Raw genomic sequence first — 22779 nt, forward strand, 5'->3', positions numbered from 1 at the left:
GGAAACCGTGTCGGCAACTTGACGGCGGTCACACCCCTGCCGGCCGGACTATCCGGCCGTACCGTAGATGGTGTCCTTCAAGGAACGTACCTGGGCAAACTGGTCGCGGATCAACGCGGTGGCGGCCTGCTGCACGCGTACGGAGAATTCGTCCTCCCGGAACCGGCGCAGGCTGCCCGGCACGATCCGCACCGTCCAGTCCCGCATCCCGCGGACCTCGATCTGCACCGAACCGTCGTCGGAGCGGCCTTCGGCGACGATGCCGCCCCGGGCCGATTGGTAGTCGACGTCGCGCGGCCCGACCGGTGGGTCCTCGCCGGACACCGAGGTGCCGAGCGCCTCGCTGACCGCCGCCCAGTACGCCTTCATCCTGCCCGCCCACAACAGCCGGCCCAGCCCGGCCAGTTGCTGCTCGACGTAGCGTTCGTCCAGCCACTGGTAGCGGCCGGCGGCGAAGGTGACCCGTACGCAGTCGCGGCCGCGCAGCTCACCGGAGATCGCGCCACCCGGCGCGACCGCCGTCACGTGCATGTTGTCGAGCCGGTCTGCCAGCAGTCCCACGATCCGTTCCCCAGTCATTGTCGTCGTCGAAGTGGGCGTGTGGAGGGTCGTTGTGGATGGTCGAGCTAAACGGTCGAGGTGAACGGTCGCCGTCAGGTCGAGTAGCCCATGAACAGCGGCCCGGTCACGTCAGACTGGGTCGCGTCGGCCAGCGCCGGCCGTTTCGCGACGAAGCTGTCCCGCTGCTGCGCCACGGCCTGGCAGCAGTTGGTGAGCGCGTCGGCGATCTTCTGCTCCTGCTCGGCGATGTAGCCGTGCAGCAGGCGGATGGCGTCGCGCATCGAGTCGACGACCGCCGGCGCCGTCTCACCCTGGAACCGGACCGCCGGCGGGTCGTCGGGCACCCCGGCAGCCGCCACCTGCGACGAGGCCCCGACGGCGGTCAACCCCAGCGAGAGCCCGAAGCTGACCGGAGCGAGCGCCACGCCGGCCACCGCCGCCACCGACGACACCACGGTGAAGGTCATCACCCACTCGTTCTTGCCGCAGTCGTCCATCCGGTCCAGCGCGGTGATCGTGTCGTGGGCGATCTTGTCGATGTCGTCGCGCGCCCGGACCCAGATCTCCCGCTCCGCGTCCAACGCCGCCCTGAGGACCGCGATCCCCATGAACTGGTTGTAGACGATCGACGGGAACGGGGAGATGAAGTTGCTCTTGAACTCCATGGCTGCCCGACCCGTCCAGCTCTCGATGTGGCTCTCCGCGTCAAGCATCTCGTCGAGATCGTGGTTGGCGCGGTAGCTTGCACGGGTCACCGGATCCTCGGAGATCCATCCCGACGACAATTGCTTGAGCGCTTGATCGACAACACTGATCCGGCTGCTGAACGCTGCCGGGTCGGGCATCTCGGCGAACGCCTGGAACAGCTCCGGAATGTCGCCGAACATCTGCTCGACCCGATGGCGGGTCTCCTGCTCACCGTGCCGCGGTGCCAGCTGCGGTTCACCGGCCGGGGCAGCCGGGCGCGCTCCGGACTCGGTCAGCGCCTTCAACGTGGCCTGCTGCCGGATCTCGTACGCGTGCTGCATCAGGTTGTCGAAGCTCATCCGATGTCGGCCCTCGGCTCGCCGTTGACCTCCAGCAACCGGGCGAACTCACTGGCCGCCTCGTAGTCGGCACGGGCGTACTCGACGGTGGCGACGCAGAGCGCGTCCGCCGTCGCTTCGATGTTGTCGGCCGTGTCGTGGCAGATCTTCGCCAGGATGTCGTGCAGCTCGACCCAGGGTTGGTACGCCGGACCGTACGGCACCCCGGGCAGATTGCCTGACCGGACGAACGCCCCGGCGACGCCGACGGCGGCAGCGTCGAGGGCGTCACCAGCCGCCGAGTAGACCGCCGCCACGGTGGGGAGATTGTCCCGGCCGGCACACCAGAGCCCGTACAGGTCCGCGCCCAACCTGGTGCCGCTGTTGGGCTCACTGTTCGTCACGTGATCCTCCCTCTGCCCGTCGAGTGCCCGTCGAGTGGCCGACCCTGCCAGCCGGTTAGTTGAAGGGAGCTGCCGTCGACCACCCCGGCGAACTGGGCGCGGGGCCGAAGTCGCAGTACGGGTAGCTCTCGGTCCGCGAGTCGTCGATGTTCGACGGGATGCCGGTGTCGATGTACGTCACCTGCTCGCGCTGGTCAGTGCCGCACCGGCCTGGCCCTTTGTCGCCGTCGATGCTGCCGCCGACGATCTGGCCGGTGGCGTCCCGGAAGATGGTGCCGACGCCCCGGGTGAACAGGCCGGTGCAGTACGGCGACACCATCCGGTAGTACACGATCCCACTGTGCGACTCCGCGTCGACAATGGTGGTGCGGTCGTGAGTGGTGGTGACGCCGGCGACCTCGTCCGGCCGGTGCTCGACCCAGGTGGTGGCACCGAGGGTGGTGTCCACCTCGACCCGGTCGGCGGTGCCGGCCGCTCCGTCGACGTACACGGCGGTGCCGACGCCGGACCGGGCACCGGGCAGCAGCAGCGGCACTTCCAGCAGCACCGTCCCGCCGCCGTCTCCGATCACGACGGTGTCACCGACGCCGTCGAGCACGTCAAAAGAGACCCGGGTGCGGTAGGCGACGTACCCGCTGGTGTTCTCGACGATGACCCCGATGCTCGCGGTCGCCGAGCCGAGTCGTCGCACCGGTGGGACGATCGTCACGCCGGATTCGACGACTCGCAGCCCGCCGCCGTCTGGTGCCTCGGCGGACGGGCCGGCGGTGCCGGTGAGCGGGCGGTCGGGTGCCTCGATACAGGAGGCTGCCGGGTCGGGCTCCGAGTCGGGTGAGCAGGCGGCGGTGACAGCGGCAGCCGCGACCAGGACGACGGCGAGCGCCGCCGGCACGGTTGGCCGGAGCCGGATCGATGCGGGCATGGCGCGCCTGTTCCCCACTCTTGAGCCGATGGACTGCCGCGGTTACCCCAACGTACTACATGGACACATTCCGTACGTGGCGCAGGGAGGTTGCGGTGACTCTAGGTGAGGATGATCAGTCTGCTGAGCTCCTGTCGCCAATCCGTCACTTTCCGGTACGGCTCAATCGGCGATCGCCTGCTGGCCCTGCCGCAGCGCGGCGGCCATCGCATCCCGGTATCCGGACAGTTCGGCACCGTGCCGGTCGACCGCAGCGTCCAGCGCCTTCTCCCACGCCAGCCGCTGTGCCTCACGCAGGCCGGTCCGGTCGGCACATCCGGCGTCTGCGACGGCGAGCCCGATCTCCTTCTCCCGAGCCACCTCGGCCGGCCACGGGCCGCCCTCCGGCACCGGACCGCCCGGCCGCTCACCGACCGGGTAGTGGAAGTACTGGGCGAAGCGCCGGGCGTCCGCCGGGTCGAGCAGCTGCGGCTGGCCGGCCTGCTGGAGGCAGTCCGACCAGGCGGCCGTCGCCGAGGTCACGGTCGGATCGGCGGCGTACCCGGCGCGCGCCGCCTCGTCGATCACGGTCACCGGGCTCGGCGGTGCGGCGACCTCGCCGTACACAGCGGATCTGGCCTCGCCGACGCAGCCGCCGAGTGTCGGGTTGCCGGCGTCGTCGGTGAGCGTCTCGCCGTCCGCTGCACCGGTCAGCGCCTCCTGGTAGCGACGCTCCTCGGCCGGTGACGGCCAGGTGAACCGTTCGGTGGTGGCACCGGCACCGGCACCGGCGTCGGCGTCGGCCTGGTCGGCGGTCTCGGCAGCTCGGATGCCGTACCCGTTCGCTTCTGCCTCGTCCAGCGTCGGTGACTGCTGCGGTGGCACGACCACCGGCCCGGGAAGCCCGGCCGGGAGCTGGGCGGGAAACCGGTCGATGCCGGCATCGCGCAGACACGCTTCGGTGAGCCGGCCGACGACGGCACGTACCTGCGGGTCCATCTCCAACGCGGCGGCGAGCAGCGGATGCTGGCCCGACGCCGGATCGGCTCCGGCGGGCTGCCCGCCCGAACCGGCCGGCGGCTCGGCTGCCTCGTCGGATGTCGACGGCTCCGGTGAGCAGGCCGCCAGCATTGCCAGTACGCCGACCATCGCGGCGGTGGGCAGCAGCTTGCCGAGGCGTTCGTGGTGCAGCATGTTCAGACCGTCTCCGTTGATCATTGTTGCGGGTCGTCAGGGGGCGCGCAGTGCTGGTAAACCTCGGTCCGGGTGTCGGCTGCGGCCGGCGGCAGACTGCTCGGCAGCAGCGTCGACCCGGGGTGCTGGCCGGGCAGGCAGGCGGACGGCGAGACGGTGGGGTCGAAGCCCCCGCCGACCACCGTGCCGGCGTCGTCGCGGAACACCGCGCTGGTGCCGACTGAGGTCCACTTTCGGCAGTACGGTGAGTGGACCTCGTAGGTGACCGTAGCGTCGATCTGGTCCGTACCGTGCCGCCGGGTCTCCAGATGCCGGGTGGTGATTCCGCCGGCCGTGTTTGCCGCAGCGTCTACGGCCGTGTCCGCGGCCGCGGCCCGGGTCGCATCTGGCGTGTTTGCCGTCGCCGTCGCGGTCGCGGTCCAGTTCGCGCCGGAGACGGTGGCGTTCACCCGGGCGACCTCGACCCGCTGGCCGTCCTCGGACCGGATCCAGAACTGGCCGCCCACGCCGACGCGTTCGCCGGGGAGGATGACCGGGATCTCCCGAGGCTGGTCGAGGATCGTGGTGAGGACTGCGGACTCACCCGCACTGTCGAGGACGTCGAAGGTCACCAGGGCACGATGCGCGGTGTGCGTACTCGTGTTGGCGACGACGGCGCCGATGCTGACCATGGAGTTGCGGGTGATCGGCGCCGAGCTGCTGCCGAGCTGGGTGAAGCCGGACTCGACCACGTCGAGCCCGTTGCCGTCCGGCGCGGCAGTCGCTGTCGCTTCCTCCGCCGCCGATGGTGCCGCTCGATCCGGCGGTCCGACGCACGGCGCGGTGGGGGTTGCGGTCGCGTCCGGCTGGCCTCGCATCTGCAGGGCGACAGCCGCACCGGCGGTCACCACCGCGACGAGCACCACTACGGACAGAGGCATGAGGATCTTTCGCCTTAGTCGGCTGGGATCAGGGGCATCCACGGTCGGTGTGGCCATGAAGCGTACTCCCACTTTCCAATGCGGACTGAAGGCGGCTCTGCCACGGTACAGCTTGGCAACCGTCGATGCCGACCGCCGCGCGACCGGCTGCTCGCCGCCGCCGGTCGCAGGTGCGGGTGGGCGGCGTGCCGCTCGTCATGGCTCCCGGGGCAGATGTCGCCACAGTCTTGATGCCACAGGTGCATCAAGATGCACCTGTGGCATCAAGCCCGAGAAGCACACCAGCCCGGTAGTCGGTAACGCTGCGTACAAGTTTCGGGCGGGCCGGGGTGGTCCGTCGGTCAGCTGACTCCGTACGCCACCGGCCCACGGGCCGGTCTCGGCTGCGAGCGCCAGCGTGGCGTGGAGCTCTCCGTGTACGACCTCGCCCTTCACCGACTTGAGAAGTCGATCTCCGTCGGGGGCGGGCGGCTGCTGTTAGTGCCGGACGACGCGCACCTACGGACAGCGATATCCGGCCCCAGAGCCAATCAAGTCATAGTGGCTCAACCGCGAGCGCCGGCCGCCTCGCCAGGGTGGCTGGCGAGGCGGCCGGCTGCGGGAATAGCAGCAGGGGGGTCAGTCAGCGGGCGGGGTGTGGGTGAGGAAGCTGGTCCAGGCGGTGGGGGAGAAGGTGAGGATGCCGCCGTCCCGGTCCTTCGAGTCGCGGACCAGGACCCGACCCGGCAGATTGCCGGCGACCTCGACACAGTCGCCACCAGTGTTAGTGGAACGGCTGGACTTGCGCCACCAGGCGGCTACCTCCACACAGTTGCCACCGGTGTTGGTGGAACGGCTGGACTTGCGCCACCGCAGGCCGTCAGGAGTCGTCATGGCGTCAGCCTATATTTGGCGATGATGCTCAGCGATTCACTCGTGGAAGCGGCGTCGCCGAGCAGGCTGTCCCACTGGCGGTTCAGTAGGTCGATCGTCTCCTCGTCGTCGGCGACCTGGCCCTTGGTGGCGGTCTCCAGGTAGGCGATCGGGTCGAGGTCGGGTAACTGGGCGAGAGCGAAACCGCCGCCGAGCGCGGCATGCGCGCCAACTCCAGTCGGCAGGATGTGGATCCGCACGTTTGGTAACTTGACGGCCTCCTGCAGGTGCTGAAGTTGCCGGTCGAGGATGGCGTGGTCGCCCACGGGGCGGCTCAGAGCACTTTCGTCGATGATGAAGATGCACTCGGGCGGTTCGTCGCGGGTCAGCAGCTCCTGCCGCTCCATCCGGACCCGGACCAGCTCCTCGGCCTTGGCCGGCGTGTGCAACCGGCCGCCCGCGATGACTGCTCGGGCGTACTCCTCGGTTTGTAACAGGCCCGGGATGACCGTCGGTTGGAAGGTGCGGAGGCGCTTGGCCTGGGCTTCCTGTTTGCGCCAGGCAAGGAACCAGGCGGGGGTGCGTTGGCGTTCGGCGCGGTCCAGCAGCTCGGTCAGCAGGCCGCCGGTGTCCAGAGCTACGTCGGCTTCTTCGGCAAACTTGAAGGTCGGCTTGCGTCGGCCGGTCTCGATCGCGGCAATTGTCGACGCGCTCCAATTGATCTTCTCGGCGAGCCCGTCCTGGCTTACTCCGGCAGCGACCCGCGCTGCTTTGAGCGCGCGTATCCACATGATCATGTCCACCGCTTACCCCTCCGTACGTGAGTGATTTCACGGGTATGCCGATCCATCCTTACGGGAGAGTGCCGGCGGAGTCCAGAGTGTTCGCAGGACAAGTTTCCGAGGATCAGCGGAGGGCAGAAATGAGTGTCTTGGTACCAGGTTCCCAACCGCCGGCCATCCCCGAGTTGAGCGAGGAGCAGACCCGTGACGTCGCCATCCGGTACGCGACGAGCGTCGTCACCGATCACTGGCCTTCAACGGAGTGGGCAGGCTGCCCGGTCTGTCTGACCGACGGATGCCGCCCGATGGACACCGCGCTGCAATTTCTACGTGTGGAAGACTTCAGGGCGTACGAGCGGTTCGCCGAGTTGCTGCGCGACGGCAAGCCGGTGGAAATGATCAACAATGAGAAATGATCCGCTGGTCAAAGTCGGCGACACGGTTTCGCTGAATACCGGCGACTACTGCTACGGCCTCGGCCGACTCGTGCTGCGGGTCACCCGGGTCGACGACGGCGTACAGCATCCGGGGATCGAATGGGTCCACCTGGTCGGGGTCGAGGTCGTCGGCGGTGAGGATCAACGCTTCCGCTCGATCGTCGTACGGGCGGACGCGCTGCGCCCCCCGGCGCGGTGACCCGGCCGGCCCGTCGCCGCCCGTGAACTTGTCGAGTGGAGGGCTGGGGTACCTAACTTGTCGAGAATTACGTACCCCAGCCCTCCACTCGACGCGCCGGTGGCGCAGCGGCGGTGCGACTACGCGGACAGCCGCTGCGAGAAGCGGATGTTGTTGCCGGACGGGTCGCGGACACCGCAGTCGCGTACCCCGTACGGCTGGTCGATGGGCTCTTGCATGACCTCCGCCCCGGCGGCCCGGACCCGCTCGAACGTCGCGTCCACGTCGTCGACCAGGAAGATCAGCCCACTGAGCGAGCCCTTGGCGAGCAGCAGCTCCAGGGTCTCCTGGTCGGCGGCGCGACCCATCGCGGCGACTTCGAGCACGATCTCGACGTCCGGCTGTCCGGGCGGGCCGACGGTCAGCCAGCGGACGCCCTCGAACGGCACGTCGGTGCGGACCTCCAGGCCGAGCACGTCGCGGTAGAACTTCAGCGCCTCGTCCTGGTCGCGGACAAGCAGGAACGTGTGGGAAAGCTTGATTGTCATGCCAGCGACGCTACGCCGGCCGGCTGACCTGGGCTTCTCCAAACCGACTTGATACTCCACCCGGGCGGGTCGGGCGGGTGACGGCCTTGACGTAGCAAGCCGGGATGGCCGCACCGACCGTATGTGACCTGGCCCGGTACGCGCTGGGCGTCTCACCGACCAGCTCGGTGAAGCGGGAGCTGAACGAGCCGAGCGAGGTGAACCCGACCGCCATGCAGACGTCGGTGACGCTCAGGTCGCCACGGCGCAGCAGCGCCTTGGCCCGCTCGACCCGCCGGGTCGACAGGTAGCCGTATGGGCTTTCGCCGTAGGCGGCCCGGAACAGCCGGGTGAAATGCGACGGCGACATGTACGCCGCCCGCGCCATCGCCGGTACGTCCAGCGGGCGGGCGTACTCTCGGTCGAGCAGGTCCCGGGCGCGGCGCAGTCGGACGGCTTCCTCGACGTTCACCCCGTCAGGGTGCCACGCCCCACCGACGGACTCTCCCCGGTTTCAACCTCTCACCGGGGTCGGACCTCGGTGACGTTGGGTCGACGAAGGGCCCGGGAGCGGGCGGCGCGCCACCCTGGGCCGACGACCGCCACCAGGCCGATGGCGCCGACGCCACCGAGCCACGCTGTGGTGATCGTTCGTCCCGCGTCCCGCCCGGGGATACAGGAGGTGGTCAGCGGCTCTCGCGTCCGGTGATGACGACCGTCGTCAACCGGCTGGGCCCGGTTACCGGAAGCTGCGCGAGCGGGCCAGATGGCGGCGACCACGTAGGCGGCTGCAGCTGCCCACAGCACCAGGACCGCCGTGACGAAGGCGAGTCCCGGTTCCTGGCCCAACAGGAAGCCGCTGAGCAGAGTCAGCAGCACCGCTGCGCCGAGCCACAGCATCGCCATGCTGCCGATTGTCTGCGCTGCCGGGCCTGCCGCGCCAGGGCAGCCGGCCCAGCGCAATGATCAACGTCAGCTATCTGACATCGTGCACAGATTCAGGCCGTACTCCGTTGTTCTTGACCGCCATACCTCGCTTTCCCGGCACCACCACCTGTCCGTCGGTGACGAGCATGAACCGCTCCAGGCCGGGGACGAAGATGTTGACCACGGCCAGGTTGCCGGTGACGTAGTGATCACGCTGCAACGGTGTGAAGCCGTGTCTGGCGAGGGCGTCGACGAGCGCGTCGAAATGGCCGTCGGCAGTGTCCGGCGCTTCCGTCTCCGCGTACGGCACAAGGGTGGCGTCGGCGAGCCGGGTGCTGAAGTCGCTTCGGTAACAGGCCTGGAGCGCGGGATAGGGTGTCGTCCAATCGTGCCGGGTGGGCGTCATGGCGGCGAACGCGGAGTGGATGTTCCCGAGCGAGGAGGCCAGGTGGACCTGGACCAGCTCGCTCACCGCACGGGCGACCGCATAGTGGCGGGAGAGTGAGGCGCCGCAGCCGCGAATCCGGGCCGGTTCGCCGCCGGGCGTGGGAAGGTAGGCGAAGATCGCCGGTACGCCCAGGTCGGTGGTCATGTCGATCAGGTACAGCCGCTGACCGGTGATGGTTTCCGCCGCCGACACCAGGGCTGCGAGGTCGTCCGGCAACGTGTCCGCCTCGATGAGGATCAGCGGTGACCTGCGCCGCCCCAGGAACTGGTCGACCAGCAGGAGGGAGAGGGCATCCCGCTCGATGGTCTCGTTGAGCGCGTGGACCGCCGCCTCGACCGGGTCGGTGCCCGCCGCCCAGCCGTTGTTGCAGGAGTAACGGCTCACCCCGGTGTAGTCGTAGTGGTCACCCAGACTGTCCCGCAGCGGGTCGGCTTCCTCGTCGAGGTAGTCCGGCACGGAAAGGAACAGCGGCACGTCAATTTCGGCTCCGCTGGTCACCACCCGGAAGGGCAGGCATCCCAGCGGCCCGTCGGGCAACTCCCCGAGCAGACCGAGCGCCACGTCCTGGCTGAGCGTCACGTCGCGGGAGATCTCACCCGCGCGGCGCAGCGTCGTCCCGCCGCCAGCAAGGCCCTGCAGCCCACTGAGGTGGTGCTCCAGCGCTTCGAAGATCGCGCCGACCCGCGCCGCCGCCGAGTTTCCCTTGCCGAGTCCCAGCCCGCTGGGCACCGGGTCGTCGCCACGCCACAACGTCGCGGTCCAGACTGCCGGATCACCGTCGAGCACCGCCGTGCAGTCCACCCGGAGATCGAGCTCGGCCGCCGCCGCCAAACCCCGCAGGTGGGCCTCGGACAAGCTCAGCGTCCGCTCACCGTCCTGGACCACCGAGCCGGCCGCAAGATCCGTTCCCGACATCACTGCACCTCCGAGTCACTCCACCTGAGACTTGACGCACTGCGGGACCGGGTGGGGCCGGGCGGGCGAGCCGCCCGGCCCCTGTGACGTCGACTCAGCCGGCGGACTCGGCCGCCGCCACCTCGGAGTCCTGGTCACGCTCGGCCAGCTCGTCGAGGACCAGCTGCTCGGTCTCGGCGAGTTCCGGCTTGTCCTGCTGGGCCCGGTAGATCGCGTCGTGCAGTCCCATCTGCTTCCTCCTTCATCGAGAGGTGCCTTGGATCGAGCTTCGGGTACGCCGATAGACACCGGATACGCGATTTGATATATCCGCAGTCAGGCACTGCTGTCGATCGATGCCGCCGTCATCCACGCCCCCGTCTATGGGTTCACCTACAGCCGGGTCCGCCGGCCGCTCTGGTTTGCCAGGATGGCGAGATGAGGGTGGATTTGCGGTACGCCGCCGACGCGATCGTCTGCGGTTGACATGGAATCCCTTCGATTCAACCTGCTCGGCGTGGTGCGCGGCCGCCGAGGCTCCGTCGATCTCGACATGGGAAGCCCGCAGCAACAGGCGCTGCTCGTCGTCCTTCTGCTGCGGCCGGGACAGGCGGTGAGCGCGGCCGTTCTGATGGAAGCGCTGTGGGGCGACGACCCGCCGGCCACGGCGACGAAAAGCCTTCGCACGTACGCCTGGCGCTGGCGCAAGGTGCTGGAGAACGACGTTGCCGAGCCCCGGCTCCTGACGACCGTCGGTGACGGCTACCGCCTGGAGGTGCCCGAGGACGCGGTCGATGTGCGGTACGCCGAGGCGCTGGCCCGTCGCGCCCGTCGCGCCCGCCGGGCCGGCGACGCGAGGAGCGCCCGCGCGATGCTGGCCGAGGCGCTTGCCCTGTTCAACGGCGAGCCGCTGGCCGGGGTGCCCGGCCCGTTCGCGCAACGGCATCGTCGCCGGCTGAGTGAGCTGCACCTGGACCTGCTGGAGGCGCGTCTGGCGTTGGACATCGACCTCGGCCGCGCCTCCTGGTGCGTGCCCGAGTTGCGGGCGCTCACCGACGAGAACCCGCTGCGGGAAAGCCTTGTCGTGCTGTTGATCCGGGCGCTGCACGCCAGTGGCCGGACGGGGGAGGCCGCCGCGGTGTTCCCGGCGGCTCGCCGCAGGATCGTGGACCGGCTGGGGCTGGAACCCAGCGCCGAGCTTGCCGACGCCCACCGGCGGCTTCTGGCCAGCGAAGGGCCCGCCGCCCTGCCGCTGCGGAGGAAGGAACCGGCGCGCACCGACGTGCTGACACGCACAAAGGAGCTGGCGCGGGGTGAGGAACCAGCAGGCAGTGAGGAACCAGAAGGCAGTGAGGAGCCGGCGGGCAGTGAGGTGGCGGCGCCACGGCCGGCTCAGGTCCCGGCCACCACAGCGGACTTCACCGGTCGCGAGGCGGTGGCCCGTCTGATCACCAACGCGCTTATCCGGCCCGACCGCGATTCGTTGCCGATCGTCGCCGTGGCCGGCATGGGCGGCCTCGGCAAGACCACCCTGGCTCGGCACGTCGCTCACCGGCTCGGCGCGCACTACCCGGACGGTCAGCTGTACGCGGAGCTCAGGGGCGGAGACGCCAGGCCGGCATCGCCGCAGGACATCCTGGACGGTTTCCTCGCGGCACTCGGGGTGGAGTCCGTCCCGGACTGCCTGGACAGCAGGTCTGCGCTGTTTCGTTCGGTGACGTACGACCGCCGGCTGCTCGTGGTGCTGGATGACGCGCACAGCCTGACCCAGATCACCCCGTTGCTGCCGGGCGCCGCGACCTGCGGCGTGCTGGTCACCTCCCGATCCCGGCTGGCCGGCCTGAACGGTGCCGTGCACGCCGATCTCGAGGTGTTCGACGAGACCGAGGCGATCGAGCTGTTGAGCCGGGTGATCGGTCACGACCGGGTGGCCGCCGAGCGCGAGACGGCGCGGGAGCTCGTGGTGGCCTGCGGCCTGCTGCCGCTGGCGGTTCGCATCGTGGCGGCCCGGTTGGCCGCCCGGCCGGGCTGGTCGATCGGCATGCTTCGCGACCGGTTCACCGGGGAGCGCCGGCTGGGCACGTTGCGGGCCGGTGACCTTGACGTGAGCGCGACTTTCCTGGCCAGTTGGCGGCAGCTCACTCCGGAGCAGCAGCGTGCGCTGGTCCTGTTGGCCGTCACCGACATGCCGCACTTCGCGCTGCCCATCGCGGCGCGGATGCTGGACCGGCCCGAGTCGGACAGCGAAGACCTGCTGGAGGAGTTGGTCGATCTGGGGTTGCTCGAGTCGGACACCGCCGGGCGGTACCACCTGCATCCCCTCGTGCGGTCGTTCGCCCTGGCCCAGGACATCGCCGGATCGGCCGGAGCAGCCGAAGCGGCTGGACCGGCCGGATCGGTCGGGGAGATCGCCGCCTCCCGGGGGCGGCTGCTCGACGCTCTTCTCAACACCGCGGTCAACGCGTTCCGGTGGGCTGCTCCAGACGACCCGGTCGCTGATGCCCTGGCTGCGGACGGGGCCGCCGGGCAGCCGTTGGACAGCCTCGCCAGCGCCCGGCGCTGGGCAGCCGTGGAATTGCCGAACATCGTCGCGCTGGTCAGGCAGCTGGCGGCCGACGAGGCGGACCTTCTTCGTCGTTCGGTGGATCTGATGATCGCGATGTCACCGTTCGGGCCGGATCCACGCGCCGAACCGACGACCGAGTTGTTGTCCGTGCTGTGCGCGGCGGCGGACCGCGCTGGCGACGGGAAGGTGGCCGGGCGCGCGCACTTCCTGCGCGGCAACCTGGCGATAGCGACGGTACGCCGCCAGGAGGCCGAGCGCGAGCTCAGGATCGCCGCCCGCCTGTGCGCCGAGCACGACGACATCCCCATCTTGCGGCAGGCGTTGGACACCCTGGGGTTGCTGGCGCTGCGTCTCGGTGACTTCGACGGTGCCGTCACCCATTTCGAGGAGGCGATCGGGCTGGCCCGCCGGCTTCGCCACCGCACCGGCGAGTTCATGTCGATCGTCAACGCGGCACTGGCCGAGATCTACCGTGGACGGTCTGCCGAGGCGGAGGCCACCTGCCGGGAAGCCCTGGACTCGTTCGACGATCAGTCGGACGACGACGCGACCGCGTACGCGTGGTATGTCATCGGGCTCGCGGTGTTCGACCAGCAGCGGTACGAGGACGCCGTGTCATGGTTCGGCCGGTGCCTCAATCTGTGTGTGTCGGCGGGTCTGCACGTGCGGGAGGCGAGGGCCCGCTACCGGCTGGCGGACGCCTTGCGGGAGAGCGGCGAGCTGGAGCTCGCTCTCTGGCATGCCCGACTGGCGGCCGGTCACTGCGAGCGGCTCAGTGACCAGCGAGATCAGGCCTACGCCTATGCGGTGCTCTCCCGGGTGCTGCACGCGCTCGGCGCCGACCACGAATCCCGCGAACAGCTGATCCTGGCCCACGACCTGTTCACCGTGCTCGGCCTGCCGGAGGCCACCGAGACCGGACGGCAACTCGCCCGGCGTCCCTGACCGACCGCAAGCGACCGGGCTAGCCGCGCAGGACGACGGTGTCGAGTACGTCGAAGCGGGTCGGGGCGTCGCGACGGCTGCCGACCAGGAACGCCACCTCGCGGCCGGGCTGGCACAGCGGCCCCCAGAACTCGCCGGCCAGCGCGCGCCGCAGCGGCAGCCCGCAGTAGCGCTGCCGCTGGCGTTGGTAGGCCACCACGTCCCGGTCACGCAATTCCTGTACGTGACTGCGGCAGACCGGATGGTGGCAGTGGTAGCGGTAGGCGACGGTGAACGGCGGCCGGCGCAGCAGGTCGCGCACCACCGGGCGGAACAGGTCGGGCTCGGTGCGGCGCCAGGTGGCGGCGGACCAGCGTTCGGCGGGCGGTGCCACCGGGGTCCGGTTGACCCGCACGTAGCGCAGCTCGGCGACCCGGATCAGGGCCAGCGACTGGGCATCGGGGCGCCGCGCCGCCGAGTCTTCCAGGTCGCACATGGACCACTCGGCGTGTCGGTGCAGGATCGCGGCGCGGCCGCGCCACCGCCGGGCTTCGTGGCGGACCCGCAGAGTTCCGGCGTGGACCCGCCAGCTTTCCGGGCGGGGGTCGTCCGGGTCCGGCTGGGCGACAGCCGTGACGATGTCGTAGCGCCGTACGGGCGCAGCCTGGCTGAGCGGGTGGGCGGGGATCTCGTCGAACCGGATCCAGTGCTGGGGGCCGTCGAGGCGGAGGCCGACGAGGGTGGTCATCGCGCCGTGTGTCGCGGACGGCACCGGCGGGGTGACGCCGGTGACCAGTACCTGCATCCGGGTCGCACCGCTGTCCTTGCCCGGTGGTGGTTCGTAGTGTGGCGTCCGGTACAGCTCGCTCACGCACGCCTCCGGCTGAGGGGTAGCCATTGGTGATTGGGCGACTACTCATTGCGAACAGGGTTGCACGGGTGGGCCCTCGAATCCAGAGCTGATTTCGCGGACCGGGTTGGCGTGGTAGCGTGTTGGTCATTCGCCCAGTGCAAACGTTCAGGGCGAGCGCCCAACGGCTGCTGCCCCGGAGGTGGGAGATGACACAGACCGCCGCCGAACGCGGCCGGCAGGTGCGGGCCCGGCTGCGCGCCGCCGCTGTCGCGTTGATCGCCGAGCGCGGCTGGGCCGCGGTCAGCACCCGGCTCGTCGCCGAGCGGGCCGGGGTCGCCCCCGGGCTGGTCCACTACCACTACGCCTCGGTGCGGGCGCTGCTGATCGAGGCGGCCACCGGCACGATGACCGACCTCGTCGGCGAGCTCGACACGCTGCTGACCGGGGCAGCCAGCCCCGAGGCCGGCGTACGGGCCCTGCTCGCCGCTCTCGACGGCTATTCCGGCACCGACCCGACCTCGCTGCTGTTCGCCGAGGCGTACCTGGCCGCCGCCCGCGACGCCGAGTTGCGCCAGGTGCTGACCGGCATCCTCGACGGGCTGCGCGGGCGGACCGCCGACTGGCTGGCCGGCCACGGCGTCGCCGACCCGGCGGGCAGCGCCGCCGTGCTGGCCGCCGCCCTCGACGGCCTCATGTTGCACCGTCCACTGTCATCCGACCTCACCTCGGACGCGGTCGCCGGACTGCTGATCCGCCTGGTTACCACCGACACACCAGCATGAGCGCCACGGTCAGATCAGCATGAGCGCCATCGACAACGCCACGACGGAAGGGGACCGACAGTGAAGGCGGTCATCTGCGGCGCCGGGATCGCCGGGCTGGCCCTGGCCCACCGGCTGGACGCCGCCGGCTGGGCGGTGACCGTCCTCGAACAGGCGCCGGCACCGCGTACCGAGGGCTACATGATGGACTTCTTCGGGCCGGGCTACGACGCCATCGAACGGATGCGGCTGCTGCCGCAACTGCACGAGTACGGCTACCAGGTCACCGCGCTGACCTACCGGGACGACCAGGGCCGTCGGCGGGCCAGCCTCAGCTACTCCCGGTTCGCCGACCTCGTCGACGGTCGGCTGGTCAGCATCATGCGTCCCGACCTGGAACGGATCCTGCGCGAGGCGCTGCCCGGCCGGGTCGCGCTGCGCTTCGGCAGCCGGCTGGCCCGCATCGACCACCGCGCCGACCGGGTCGACGCCACCACCGTCGACGGCACCGTACACCGGGCCGACCTGCTGGTCGGCGCCGACGGCATCCACTCCACCGTCCGCCGGCTCACCTTCGGCGACGAACGGCACTTCCTGCGCCACCTCGGCTTCCACACCGCCGCCTGGGTGTTCGACGACCCGGCGGCCCGCGACGCCGTCGGCGACGAGTTCGCCCTTACCGACAGCACCCGGCGCCAGCTCGGCTGCTACGTGCTGCACGACGGGCGGATCGCCGTCTTCGCCGTGCACCGGACCACCGACCCGCAGCTGCCGGCCGATCCCCGGTCGGCCCTGCGCCAGGAGTACGCCGGCCTCGGCTGGATCGCGCCGCAGGCGCTCGCCGCCTGCCCACCCGCCGACGACATCTACTACGACCAGGTCGCCCAGATCGAGATGCCGGCCTGGAGCCAGGGCCGGGTGGTCCTGGTCGGCGACGCCTGTCAGGCGGTGTCCCTACTCGCCGGGCAGGGCGCCTCGCTGGCCGTCGCCGGGGCGGAAACCCTGTCCGCCGAGCTGACCCGGGCGCTCGACCCCACCGCCGGCGCCGACCCCGGCGTCCTGGCGATAGCGCTGCGCCGCTACGAGACCGCGATGCGACCGGTCGTCACCGACAAACAGCAGGTGGCCCGGCGGGGGGTCCGCTGGTTCGTGCCGGAGCACCGGTGGTGGCTGCACGTCCGGCGGGCCGCGCTGGCCGCCGCCGGGCTGCCCGGCATGGACCGGGTCATCGCCGGAGCCATGGTCGGCAAGTCCAGCACCTGACCCGCGGCAACGGCCGCCGGGTCGGAGCACCTGACCTGGGTACGCTCGCAGCATGCCGGTGCCGACTCCGACCCCGCCGAGCTGGATGATCCGTGGCCGCGAGCTGCTGTTCGACCTGGCCATCGTCACGGTCGTCGGTTCCGCGTCGGTGCTCGCCAACGGCCCGTACGGACTGACCGGCATCGGCCACGGGCTGCTGATGGCGGCCCCGCTGCTCGCCCGCCGCCGCTTCCCGGCCGCCACCTACGCCGTGGTCGCCCTGCTCGCCGCCGCCCAACTGCTCGCCGGGGACAGCTTCGCCCTGCTGCCGCACGACGTGGCGATCCTGATCGCGCTCTACTCGGTGGTCAAGTACGCCCGGCAGGCCTGGATCGGGTTCGCCGCCCTGGTCACCACCCTGTTCGGCGGCTTCACCGCCGCCGTCCTGCTCAGCCCGGCGGTGCAGTGGGACGACGGCAGCGGGACGTGGTTCGACCGGTACATCTTCCTGCTGGCCAGCTCGGTCGCCATCGGGGTGTGGCTGCTCGGCCTGACCGTACGAATCCGCCACCTGTACGTCCGCAGCCTGGAGGAGCGGGCCGCCACCGCCGAACGGGAACGGGACCACCTGGCCCGGATCGCCGTCGTCGAGGAACGCGCCCGGATCGCCCGCGAACTGCACGACATCATCGCCCACTCGCTGTCGGTCATGATCGTGCACGCCGACGGCGGCCGGTTCGCCCTGGACCGCGACCCGGACCGCACCCGCAGCGCGCTGACCACGATCGGGGCCACCGGCCGGGAGGCGCTCGGCGAGATGCGTCAGCTCATCGACGTACTGCGTCATCCGCAGCGCTCCGCCGAAGCGGTGGTGGACCGCCCGCGCGGCAGCCTCGACCAGGTGGGCGAGGCGGTGGCCAAGGCGCGGGCCGCTGGGCTGGCTGTCGAGTTCACCGTGACCGGCGCCGTGCCCGAGGTGCCCGACGGGGTGGCGCTCGCCGTCTACCGGATCGTGCAGGAGTCGCTGACCAATACTCTGCGGCACGTGGGGGAGCGGGCCCGGGCGCGGGTGGCGATCACGTACGCCCGGCAGGCCATCGCGATCGAGATCGTCGACGACGGCGGCCGCCGGGCCGCGACCCCGGCGTTGAGCAACGTCACCCCGCTGCCGGTGCCGGCCCCCGCGCTGCCCGCTGGCGGGCACGGGCTGATCGGCATGCGCGAGCGGGTCGGGCTGTACGGCGGCGAGTTCAGCGCCGGGGCGCGGCTCGACGGCGGCTGGCAGGTGCGGGCGTCGATCCCGCTGACCCTGGCCGCAGCGGCATGACCGGCGACCCGAGCGCCGGCGCGGCCGGGACCGGCGACGCCGCCATCCGGGTGGTCCTCGTCGACGATCAGGCCCTGGTCCGGGCCGGCTTCCGGATGGTGCTCGACTACTCCGGCGACATGACCGTGGTCGGTGAGGCCGCTGACGGCGCGGAGGCGCTGCGGCTGCTGCGTACCGTCGAAACCGACATCGTGGTGATGGACGTACGGATGCCGGTCCTCGACGGCGTCGAAGCGACCCGCCGGATCTGCGCCGCCGGCCCCACCCCCCGGGTGCTGGTGCTGACCACCTTCGACACCGAGGCCGACGCGTTCGCCGCGCTGCAGGCCGGTGCCAGCGGATTCCTGCTCAAGAGCGTCCCGCCGGAGGAACTGCTCGCCGCGATCCGGGTGATCGCCGCCGGCGACTCGGTGGTCGCGCCGCGGATCACCCGCCGCCTGCTGGACCGGTTCGCCGGCCAACTCGTCGCCGCCGGGCCGGCGGCCCCGGCCGTGGACGGGCTCACCGACCGGGAACGCGAGGTGCTGCTGCTGGTCGGCCAGGGGCTGTCCAACGCCGAGATCGCCGGCCGGCTCACCGTCGCCGAGGCCACCGTGAAGACCCACGTCGGGCGGATCCTGGCCAAACTGGGGCTGCGCGACCGGGTCCAGGCCGTCGTTCTGGCGTACGAGACAGGTCTGATCCGCCCCGGCACTACGACTTGAGGCGTACGCCGGCCGGCGGCTGCGACCAGCGGCGGACCCGCAAGTGAGGCGCCACGGTGGACGCCGCGCGCTGCCCGCGTCCCTAGCGTTTCCGGCATGTCTTCGACCACTACGACCACGGCTGCGGCGGTCACCGCCACCGGCCTGACCAAGGTGTACGGCACCGGCGAGGCGGCCGTCACCGCGCTGGACGGCGTCGACGTCGCCTTCGACGCCGGCCGGTTCCACGCGATCATGGGCGCCTCCGGGTCCGGCAAGTCGACCCTGATGCACTGCCTCGCCGGCCTGGACCGGCCCACCGCCGGCTCGGTACGCGTCGGCGACGCCGACCTCACCCGGCTCGACGACCGGCGGCTGACGACGCTGCGCCGTGACCGGATCGGGTTCGTCTTCCAGCGCTACAACCTGCTGCCGACGCTCACCGCGCTGGAGAACGTCACCCTGCCGCTGGCGATCGCCGGCCGCCGGGTCGACGGCGACTGGCTGAACCGGGTGGTCGCCGCCGTCGGGCTCACCGACCGGCTCGGGCACCGCCCGGCTGAACTCTCCGGCGGGCAGCAGCAACGGGTGGCCGTCGCCCGCGCGTTGGTCACCCGACCGTCGGTGATCTTCGCCGACGAGCCGACCGGCAACCTGGACTCCCGTACCGGCGCAGAGGTGCTGCGCCTGCTGCGCGACGCCGTCGACCAGCTCGGGCAGACCGTGGTGATGGTGACCCACGACCCGCTCGCCGCCACCCGCGCCGACCGGGTCACCTTCCTCGCCGACGGACGTCGAGTCACCGACCTGGACCGGCCCGACGCCGACGCCATCCTCGACGTGATGTCCCGGCTCGACGGCACTCGCGTGGGTGGGTGAGGTCAAGTGCTGCGGCTCACTCTGCGTTCGCTGCGCGCCCACGCCAGCCGACTGCTGCTCTCCTCGCTGGCGATCGTCCTCGGCGTCGGCTTCGTCACCGGCACCTTGATCTTCTCGGACGGGCTGACCGCCGCCACCGAGCAACGCGCCGGGCTGCTCGACCGCTTCGTCGACGTCGAGCTGACCCGCGACTTCGACGTACCGGCTGGCGAGGCCGGCGCTCCGGACGTCGATGGCGAGGTGCTGCCGGCCACGCTCGTCGACGCCGTCCGTCAGGTCGACGGGGTCGCCGCCGCCGAGGGCACCTTCAGCTGGTACGGCGTCGGGCTGCTCGGCCCGGACAGCCAGTCCATCCCAGGCCTGAACAACCTGGTCACCGTCCCGGCGGACCCCCAGCTGGCCGGTCTGCCGCTGGCCGCCGGCCGGCTGCCGCAGCGTCCCGGGGAGGCGGTGCTCGATGCCCGGACCGCCGCCCGGCGGGACATCGCCATCGGCGACCGGGTGCAGGCCGCCGTCACCGACCGGCAGCCGCAGCCGTACCAGGTGGTCGGTCTGGTCGACGTCGCCGGCACCGGCGTCGACTCCGGTGGCGCGCTGCTCGGCCTGGTCGACGCCGACGCCCGCCAACTCACCGGCCGCACCGACCTGGACCGGGTGCTGGTCGTCGCCGAACCGGGGGTCGGCCAGGCCGAGCTGGCCGAACGACTGCGTTCGGCCGTCGGCGGGTACGTCACCACCCGCACCGGCGAGCAACTGCGGGCCGCCGCGTTGGACTTCACGGTCGGCAACGGCGAGCAGTTCACCCGGCTGCTGCTGGCGTTCGCCGCGATCGCGGTCTTCGTCGCCGCGTTCGTCATCGCCAACACGTTCACGATCCTGCTCGCCCAACGCACCCGGGAGACGGCGCTGCTGCGCCTCGTCGGGGCCACCCGGGCGCAGCTGTTCCGGGCCGGCGTCGTCGAGGCCGCCGTCGTCGGAGCGATCGGCGCGGTCTGGGGACTGCTGCTCGGGGTGGTGGCCGCCGCCGGGCTGCGTCAGCTCTACGCCGAACTGGGCAGCGGGATGCCGAGCGGCACGGTGGTCAGCCCGCGTACCGTCGTCGTCGCCCTGGTCTGCGGCGTCGGGGTCACCGTCGGCGCGGCGCTGCTGCCGGCCTGGCGCGGCACCGCCGTACCGCCGGTCGCGGCGCTGACCGACGCGGCGCTGACCGTCGCCCGACCGGTCGGCCGGGTGCGGCTCGGCGCCGGCCTGCTGCTGATCGTCGTCGGCGTGCTCGGGCTGGTCGCCGCCGGCCGGCTCGAGGACCTGCTGGTGGTGGTCGTTGGTGGGATCCTGACCTTTGTCGGTCTGGTGCTGGCCAGCCCGTTGATCGTGCCGGCGGTCACCCGGCTGCTCGGCCGACTGACCGGGTGGGCGGCCGGGCCGACCGCCCGGCTCGCGGTCGCCAACGCGGTACGCAATCCGCGTCGCGCCGCTGCCACGGCGATGGCGCTGGTGATCGGCATCGGGCTGGTGACAGCGTTCTCGGTCGGCGCGCACAGCGTCAAACGTGCCGTGGAGCGGGAGGTCGACGCCCGGATCGGAGCCGCCTTCCTGATTGAGTCCGATCTGGACCCGGTGCCGCCGGAGCTGATCGACCGGCTTCGTGACCTGCCGGAACTCGGCGTGGTGCTCGGCGGCGCCGAGGTGTACGGCGCTCCGGGCGGGTTCGACGTGGCCGCCAGCCACCCCGACCTGCTGGCCAAGGCGAAGCTGGCAGTGGCCGACGGGGACGTGCGGGACTTCGGGCCGGGCCGGGTGATCGTCAACGAGGCGACTGGGTTCGCCGTCGGCGACCGGTTCCGCCTGGAACCCGTTCCCGCCGTTCCCGTCGAGTCGGCTGACTCGGCTGACCCGGCCGAGCCCGTCGGCCCCGTCGGCCCGGTCGGGCAGGCGCGCGACGTCGTCGTTGTCGCGGTCCTCGCCGACCCGAGCGGCGGCGACCAGTCGGCCACCGGCCGGGTGCTGGCCGTCGAGGAGGACGTCACCGCCGTCTACCCCGACATCGACACCTGGCTGGTACAGCTCGACCCGGCAGCCGGCGTCGGCGCCGAGGTCGCCCGCGAGGCGGTGGAATCGATGGTCGTCAGCTACCCGTTCGTGACGTTCGTCGACCGGGCGGCGTACGCCGAGGCGCGTACCGGCACCGTCGACACGGTGCTGCGGTTCGTGCTGGCGCTGCTGGCCCTGGCGATCCTCATCTCGCTGCTCGGGCTGGCCAACACCCTGACTCTGTCGGTGGTCGAACGGACCCGGGAGAACGCCCTGCTGCGGGCTGTCGGCGTGACCCGGGGCCAGTTGCGCCGGATGCTCGCCGCCGAGGCGGTGCTGACGGCGGTCAGTGGTACGGCGTGTGGCATCGCGATCGGGGTGGCCGGGGCGGCGAGCGCGCTCGCCGTGCTCAACAGTGCCGAGGACGACATCTTCCGGCTGGACCTGCCGTGGACGCAGCTCGGGGTCGTCGTCGCGGTGGCGGCGGTCGCCGCACTGGTCGCCTCGGTGCTGCCGGCCCGCCGGGCGCTGCGCCAACCGGTCGTCGAGTCGCTGGCGGCCCACTAAGTCGGCACCTGTTGATCGCTGATTGCCAGATCAACGCTTTCCTGGATCGGTAACTGCCCGGAGTCGCTGCGGGGGCGACTCCGGGCAGTCCGACAAAAACAGATATCTATAGACGATCATTGATATCCGGACCAATGGGTGCGATAGTCGGGTGGAAGCGCTCCCGCACCCGTATGAGCGCCCAGGAACGGAGGACGAACCGTGCGTTCACGCAACCTCGACCAACCCGGTCGGCGATCCCGACCGGCCGCCCGCCAGCCTGTTCGAGCGCTTGTTCTGCTGCTCGCCCTGATGGCCGGCATGCTGCCGTTCACCGGCGCGGCGCAGGCTCACGGCACCATCGTCAACCCGGCGAGCCGCGCCTACCAGTGTTGGCAGGACTGGGGACACCAGCACATGAACCCGGCCATGCAGCAGCAGGACCCGATGTGCTGGCAGGCCTTCCAGGCCAACCCGGACACCATGTGGAACTGGATGAGCGCGCTGCGCGACGGACTCGGCGGCAACTTCCAGGGCCGTACTCCCGACGGGCAGCTGTGCAGCAACGCGCTGTCCCGAAACAACAGTCTGAACCAGCCCGGACAGTGGAAGAAGACCAACGTCGGTCGGAACTTCACGATCCAGTTGTACGACCAGGCCAGCCATGGCGCCGACTTCTTCCGGGTCTACGTGAGCAAGAACGGGTTCAACCCCGCTACCCAGCGGCTCGGGTGGGGAAACCTCGACTTCATCACTCAGACCGGCCGGTACGCGCCGGCACAGAACATCAGCTTCAACGTTTCGACCTCCGGCTACACCGGACACCACATCGTTTTCGTGATCTGGCAGGCGTCCCACCTCGACCAGGCCTACATGTGGTGCAGTGACGTGAACTTCGTCTGATCGACAGGGCCGAC

At 70.9% G+C, this 22779-nt stretch carries 24 protein-coding genes; 10 read left to right on the plus strand and 14 right to left on the minus strand.

Annotated elements, in window-relative coordinates; genetic code table 11:
- Positions 1-48: 48 nt before the first annotated feature.
- The 8 genes from O7629_RS32420 to O7629_RS32455 form a co-directional block, all read right to left on the minus strand.
- A complete protein-coding gene (locus O7629_RS32420) occupies positions 49-561 on the minus strand; it encodes a hypothetical protein (protein WP_278174111.1) in 513 nt (170 codons plus the stop codon).
- A gap of 92 nt (positions 562-653) precedes the next feature.
- Positions 654-1607 (minus strand): hypothetical protein, encoded by a 954-nt coding sequence (locus O7629_RS32425; protein ID WP_278174112.1) that lies wholly within the window; start codon positions 1605-1607, stop codon positions 654-656.
- The gene (locus O7629_RS32430) at positions 1604-1990 is read right to left on the minus strand and encodes a hypothetical protein (RefSeq protein WP_278174114.1); all 387 of its coding nucleotides are present in this window, start codon (positions 1988-1990) and stop codon (positions 1604-1606) included. Before O7629_RS32430 ends, O7629_RS32425 begins: the two co-directional genes overlap by 4 nt.
- Positions 1991-2045: 55 nt before the next feature.
- Positions 2046-2912, minus strand: a complete 867-nt coding sequence (locus O7629_RS32435) for a hypothetical protein (protein WP_278174115.1) — start codon at positions 2910-2912, stop codon at positions 2046-2048.
- Positions 2913-3074: 162 nt separating this feature from the next.
- Positions 3075-4085: a hypothetical protein gene (locus tag O7629_RS32440; protein WP_278174116.1), complete on the minus strand. Its 1011-nt coding sequence runs from the start codon at positions 4083-4085 to the stop codon at positions 3075-3077.
- 20 nt (positions 4086-4105) lie between these two features.
- Positions 4106-5005, minus strand: coding sequence for a hypothetical protein (locus O7629_RS32445; protein ID WP_278174118.1), 900 nt, complete (start codon positions 5003-5005; stop codon positions 4106-4108).
- 618 nt (positions 5006-5623) lie between these two features.
- Positions 5624-5878, minus strand: a complete 255-nt coding sequence (locus O7629_RS32450; protein ID WP_347403709.1) for a DUF397 domain-containing protein — start codon at positions 5876-5878, stop codon at positions 5624-5626.
- Positions 5875-6654 (minus strand): helix-turn-helix transcriptional regulator, encoded by a 780-nt coding sequence (locus tag O7629_RS32455; RefSeq protein ID WP_278174799.1) that lies wholly within the window; start codon positions 6652-6654, stop codon positions 5875-5877. The genes O7629_RS32450 and O7629_RS32455 overlap by 4 nt, the downstream gene beginning before the upstream one ends.
- A gap of 170 nt (positions 6655-6824) precedes the next feature.
- Here O7629_RS32455 and O7629_RS32460 point away from each other — a divergent pair, with 170 nt between their 5' ends.
- Positions 6825-7055, plus strand: coding sequence for a hypothetical protein (locus O7629_RS32460; RefSeq protein WP_278174119.1), 231 nt, complete (start codon positions 6825-6827; stop codon positions 7053-7055).
- Positions 7045-7275 (plus strand): hypothetical protein, encoded by a 231-nt coding sequence (locus O7629_RS32465; protein ID WP_278174121.1) that lies wholly within the window; start codon positions 7045-7047, stop codon positions 7273-7275. Before O7629_RS32460 ends, O7629_RS32465 begins: the two co-directional genes overlap by 11 nt.
- A 119-nt stretch (positions 7276-7394) precedes the next feature.
- On the opposite strand, the gene O7629_RS32470 is transcribed toward O7629_RS32465, so the two are convergent.
- The 5 genes from O7629_RS32470 to O7629_RS32490 form a co-directional block, all read right to left on the minus strand.
- Complete coding sequence (locus O7629_RS32470) at positions 7395-7802, minus strand: VOC family protein (RefSeq protein WP_278174123.1); 408 nt, start codon at positions 7800-7802, stop codon at positions 7395-7397.
- A gap of 10 nt (positions 7803-7812) precedes the next feature.
- Positions 7813-8253, minus strand: coding sequence for an AraC family transcriptional regulator (locus O7629_RS32475; protein WP_278174124.1), 441 nt, complete (start codon positions 8251-8253; stop codon positions 7813-7815).
- Between the two features lie 50 nt (positions 8254-8303).
- Positions 8304-8687 (minus strand): hypothetical protein, encoded by a 384-nt coding sequence (locus O7629_RS32480; RefSeq protein WP_278174125.1) that lies wholly within the window; start codon positions 8685-8687, stop codon positions 8304-8306.
- A 70-nt stretch (positions 8688-8757) separates the two neighbouring features.
- Positions 8758-10071, minus strand: coding sequence for a YcaO-like family protein (locus O7629_RS32485; protein ID WP_278174127.1), 1314 nt, complete (start codon positions 10069-10071; stop codon positions 8758-8760).
- Between the two features lie 94 nt (positions 10072-10165).
- Positions 10166-10300, minus strand: coding sequence for a hypothetical protein (locus O7629_RS32490; RefSeq protein ID WP_255500488.1), 135 nt, complete (start codon positions 10298-10300; stop codon positions 10166-10168).
- Positions 10301-10537: 237 nt separating this feature from the next.
- Between O7629_RS32490 and O7629_RS32495 the strand changes: the two genes are divergently transcribed.
- Positions 10538-13561 (plus strand): BTAD domain-containing putative transcriptional regulator, encoded by a 3024-nt coding sequence (locus O7629_RS32495; protein WP_278174129.1) that lies wholly within the window; start codon positions 10538-10540, stop codon positions 13559-13561.
- Between the two features lie 19 nt (positions 13562-13580).
- Here the strand turns inward: O7629_RS32495 and O7629_RS32500 are convergent, their stop codons facing one another.
- A complete protein-coding gene (locus O7629_RS32500) occupies positions 13581-14411 on the minus strand; it encodes a hypothetical protein (protein ID WP_278174130.1) in 831 nt (276 codons plus the stop codon).
- A 188-nt stretch (positions 14412-14599) separates the two neighbouring features.
- Here O7629_RS32500 and O7629_RS32505 point away from each other — a divergent pair, with 188 nt between their 5' ends.
- From O7629_RS32505 to O7629_RS32535, 7 genes are all read left to right on the plus strand, one after another.
- Positions 14600-15175 carry a TetR/AcrR family transcriptional regulator gene (locus O7629_RS32505; protein ID WP_278174132.1) on the plus strand — a complete coding sequence of 192 codons (576 nt, stop codon included), beginning with the start codon at positions 14600-14602 and terminating at the stop codon, positions 15173-15175.
- 60 nt (positions 15176-15235) lie between these two features.
- Positions 15236-16417, plus strand: coding sequence for an FAD-dependent oxidoreductase (locus tag O7629_RS32510; RefSeq protein WP_278174133.1), 1182 nt, complete (start codon positions 15236-15238; stop codon positions 16415-16417).
- A gap of 52 nt (positions 16418-16469) precedes the next feature.
- The gene (locus O7629_RS32515) at positions 16470-17723 is read left to right on the plus strand and encodes a histidine kinase (RefSeq protein ID WP_278174135.1); all 1254 of its coding nucleotides are present in this window, start codon (positions 16470-16472) and stop codon (positions 17721-17723) included.
- The gene (locus O7629_RS32520; RefSeq protein WP_278174137.1) at positions 17720-18427 is read left to right on the plus strand and encodes a response regulator transcription factor; all 708 of its coding nucleotides are present in this window, start codon (positions 17720-17722) and stop codon (positions 18425-18427) included. The genes O7629_RS32515 and O7629_RS32520 overlap by 4 nt, the downstream gene beginning before the upstream one ends.
- 96 nt (positions 18428-18523) lie before the next feature.
- Positions 18524-19285 (plus strand): ABC transporter ATP-binding protein, encoded by a 762-nt coding sequence (locus tag O7629_RS32525; protein ID WP_278174139.1) that lies wholly within the window; start codon positions 18524-18526, stop codon positions 19283-19285.
- Between the two features lie 6 nt (positions 19286-19291).
- The gene (locus O7629_RS32530; RefSeq protein WP_278174141.1) at positions 19292-21883 is read left to right on the plus strand and encodes an FtsX-like permease family protein; all 2592 of its coding nucleotides are present in this window, start codon (positions 19292-19294) and stop codon (positions 21881-21883) included.
- A 201-nt stretch (positions 21884-22084) separates the two neighbouring features.
- The gene (locus O7629_RS32535; RefSeq protein ID WP_278174143.1) at positions 22085-22765 is read left to right on the plus strand and encodes a lytic polysaccharide monooxygenase; all 681 of its coding nucleotides are present in this window, start codon (positions 22085-22087) and stop codon (positions 22763-22765) included.
- Positions 22766-22779 lie beyond the last annotated feature (14 nt).

Origin of the sequence: Solwaraspora sp. WMMD792, assembly GCF_029626105.1 — a bacterium.
In the GTDB taxonomy this organism is placed as follows: Bacteria; Actinomycetota; Actinomycetes; order Mycobacteriales; family Micromonosporaceae; genus Micromonospora_E.